General features: G+C 70.7%; 3 protein-coding genes and 1 pseudogene. 3 read left to right on the top strand and 1 reads right to left on the bottom strand.

Translation table 11 applies throughout. From position 1 onward, the window contains the following. The 3 genes from WMK75_RS18685 to WMK75_RS18675 form a co-directional block, all read left to right on the top strand. Positions 1–618: tetratricopeptide repeat protein (locus WMK75_RS18685; RefSeq protein WP_347269082.1), on the top strand; the 618-nt coding region annotated here is incomplete at its 5' end. A gap of 18 nt (positions 619–636) precedes the next feature. Continuing rightward, the gene (locus tag WMK75_RS18680) at positions 637–1,308 is read left to right on the top strand and encodes an LON peptidase substrate-binding domain-containing protein (RefSeq protein ID WP_347269081.1); all 672 of its coding nucleotides are present in this window, start codon (positions 637–639) and stop codon (positions 1,306–1,308) included. Between the two features lie 175 nt (positions 1,309–1,483). Continuing rightward, on the top strand, positions 1,484–2,872 hold the full coding sequence (locus WMK75_RS18675; protein WP_347269080.1) for an MFS transporter: 1,389 nt from the start codon (positions 1,484–1,486) through the stop codon (positions 2,870–2,872). Positions 2,873–3,013: 141 nt separating this feature from the next. Here WMK75_RS18675 and WMK75_RS18670 read toward each other — a convergent pair. Then, a pseudogene (locus WMK75_RS18670) lies at positions 3,014–3,351 on the bottom strand (homospermidine synthase); the annotation flags it as partial.

Below are 3,351 nucleotides of genomic sequence, written 5' to 3'. Positions count from 1 at the left end.
CAGGGCCAGCCGATCGACGGCTTCATGGGCGCCCAGCCGGAAAGCCAGATCAAGGCCTTCATCGAGCGCCTGGTCGGCCCGATGGGCCCCGGCGCGGCGGCGGCGCTGATCGAGGCCGCCGAGGCCGCCATCGCCGCCGGCGACCCCGCCGGGGCGAGCGAGCTCTATGCCGGCGTGCTCGAGATGGAGCCCGACAACCTCGCGGCGATCGCCGGGCTCGGGCGGCTGCATCTCGACACCGGCGATATCGAGGGCGCCAGGGGCATGCTCGCCGCGGCGCCGCAGGACAAGGCCGCCGACCCGGCGATCAGCGCCTTGCGCGCCGCGATCGAGCTCGCCGAGCAGGCCGCCTCGCTCGGCGACACCGCCGAGCTGGAAGCGAAGCTCATGGCCAACCCGAAAGACCACCAGGCCCGCTTCGATCTGGCGCTGGCGCTCAACGCCCGCGACAAGCGCGAGGAGGCGGTCGACCATCTGATCGCCATCATCAAGGCCGACAGGAACTGGAACGAGGACGGGGCGCGCAAGCAGCTCCTCCAGCTCTTCGAAGCCTGGGGTCCGATGGACGAGGCGAGCGTCGCCGGGCGGCGCAAGCTTTCAACCCTGCTGTTCTCCTGACCGGCGAAAGGCGCGCGCATGGGCATGAACGCCGTCTACGAGGGGGCCAGCGATTGCCCGGCGGCGATCCCGCTCTTTCCCTTGGGCGGCGCGCTGCTCCTGCCGCGCGGCCAGATGCCGCTCAACATCTTCGAGCCGCGCTATCTCGCCATGATCGACGACGCGCTCAAGGCCGAGCGCGTCATCGGCATCATCCAGCCCGAGCCGGAGACCGGCCGGCAGCCTGAAGTTCCGCCACTGCTCAAGGTCGGCTGCCTCGGCCGCATCACCCAGCTCGCCGAGACCGGCGACGGCCGCTACATCATCACGCTGACCGGGATCAGCCGCTTCCGGCTCGTCGACGAATTGCCGGCGGCGACGCCCTATCGTCAGGGACGGGTGAGCTATGACGAATTCGCCGCGGATTTCGTCGCGCGCACCGGCGAGGACGCGGTCGACCGCAAGGGCCTCATCAAGGCGCTGCGCGATTTCGCCAAGGCGAACGACCTCAAGATCGACTGGAAGGGCGTCAACGAGGCGCCGAACGAGGCGCTGGTCAACGCGCTCTCGATGATGTGCCCGTTCGGGCCGCGCGAGAAGCAGGCGCTGCTCGAGGCGCCGACGCTGAAGGAGCGGGCCGAGGTGCTGGTCGCGATCACCGAGATCGAGCTCGCCCGCGGCGGCGGCGATCCGGACACGACCTTGCAGTGAGCCCAGCCTCGTTGCCGCCACTGAAAGACGCGCCGTCACCCCGGGCGACCGAAGGGAGACCCGGGATCCATGCCGGAGCGCTTCCGGTGAAGGTTCAGGCATGGATCCCGGGTCTTCGCGCCGCTCCGCCCCGGATGACCGGCATGTCTGGTCATCCCCGTTCGCAATGACCGCGATGAATACGGCGCAGGATACCGTCGGCCACATAACCTATCCGCCGCGGCGCGCCGTCACCGCCTGGCTGTTCTTCGACTGGGCGGCGCAGCCCTTCTTCACGCTGATCACCACCTTCGTCTTCGCCCCCTTCTTCGCCTCGGCGCTGGCGGCCGACGCCGCCGAAGGCCAGGCGCTCTGGGGCTACGCCACCGGCTTCGCGGGGCTATGCATCGCCCTGCTCTCGCCCCTGCTCGGCGGCATCGCCGACCGGACCGGGCCGCGAAAACCCTGGATCGCCGCCTTCGGCGCGCTGCTGGTCGCCGGCTCGGGGCTGCTCTGGTTCGCGGTGCCCGGTTCCCCCTTGGCGGTCCCGATCGCGCTTTCGGGTTTCGTCATGGCGACGATCGGCGCCGAATTCGCCACCACCTTCAACAATGCCATGATGACGCGGCTGGTGCCGCCCGAGCGGCTCGGCTGGCTCTCCGGCACGGGCTGGGCGATCGGCTATCTCGGCGGCCTGCTGTCGCTGGCGATCACGCTCGGCCTGCTGGCGGCCGATCCGCAGACCGGCAGGACGCTCGCCGGCATCGCGCCGATCCTCGGGCTCGACGCCGCCGCGCGCGAGGGCGACCGCTTCTCCGGCCCGCTGACGGCGCTGTGGTTCGTCGTCTTCGTCACGCCGATGTTCCTGCTCACGCCGGATTCGAGCCGGACGGGCTTGAGCCTCGCCGAGGCGGCCAGGGGCGGCGTCGGACGCCTCCTGCGGACGCTGGCCGAGCTGCCGCGGCGGCCTTCGCTCGGGCGCTTCCTCCTCGCCAACATGATCTACCAGGACGCGCTGGTCGCGCTCTTCGCCTTCGGCGGCATCTATGCGGCCGGCGTCTTCGGCTGGCAGACCATCGAGCTCGGCGTCTTCGGCATCCTGCTCACCGTCACCGGCACGCTCGGCGCCTGGGCCGGCGGCAGGCTCGACGATGCGATCGGCGGCAAGCCGGTGCTGCTCGGCGCGATCGCCTGCCTGCTCTTCGCCTGCCTCGGCATCCTCTCGCTCGGCGCCGACCGCGTGCTCTTCGTCATCCCTGCGGCGCCGGCCGTGCCGGGCGACGGCCTGTTCGCCTCCGTGCCGGAGCGGATCTATCTGGCTCTGGGCCTGCTGATCGGCCTCGTCGCCGGGCCGATGCAGGCGGCCTCGCGCAGCCTGATGGCGCGGCTGGCGCCACAGGGGCGCATCGGCGAGTTCTTCGGGCTGTTCGCGCTGTCGGGGAAGGTCACGTCCTTCATGGGGCCGACGCTGGTCGCGCTGGCGACGACGTTTTTTGCGAGCCAGCGGGCGGGGCTGGCGGTGCTGATCGCGTTCTTCCTGGCGGGGGCGGCGCTGCTGGCGGGGGTGAAGGTTCGCCGGCCGTAGGGTGTCATCCCGTGCGCGCCGCGGCGCGAAGTGCCGCTGCGCAGACACGGGACCGTCACCCGGAAAGGGCGCCCCTACCTGATAACGGTCCCGCATCTGCGCAGCGGCACTTCGCGCCGCAGCGCGTGCGGGAAGACAGCCTCAGCGGACCAGGATGTTCTTGAACTGCCAGGGATCGCTCGTGTCGATCTCCTCCGGGAACAGCCCCGGGCGGCCGTCGAGCGGCGTCCAGTCGGTGTAGTAGCCCTTGACCGGGCCGAGATAGGGCTCCTGGATCTCGAGGCAGCGCTTGTAGTCGAGCTCCTCGACCTCGACGATGCCGGAGCGCGGGTTCTCCAACGCCCAGACCATGCCAGCCAGCACCGACGACGTCACCTGCAGGCCGGTTGCGGTCTGATAGGGCGCGAGCGCGCGCGCCTCCTCGATCGAGAGCTGCGAGCCGAACCAGTAGGCGCCCTTCTCATGGCCGTAGAGCAGCA

The sequence above is a fragment of the Paracoccus sp. (in: a-proteobacteria) genome (assembly GCF_039808215.1).
Lineage (GTDB): Bacteria > Pseudomonadota > Alphaproteobacteria > Rhodobacterales > Rhodobacteraceae > Paracoccus.
The sequence above is the reverse complement of the archived record's forward strand: the minus strand, read 5'-3'. Positions and strand labels throughout refer to the sequence as shown.

What these genes read in the sequence shown, in the direction of transcription:
- WMK75_RS18680 (WP_347269081.1), top strand. Translation starts at nt 637, where the DNA reads ATGGGCATGAACGCCGTCTACGAGGGGGCCAGCGATTGCCCGGCGGCG.
- WMK75_RS18675 (WP_347269080.1), top strand. Translation starts at nt 1,484, where the DNA reads ATGAATACGGCGCAGGATACCGTCGGCCACATAACCTATCCGCCGCGG.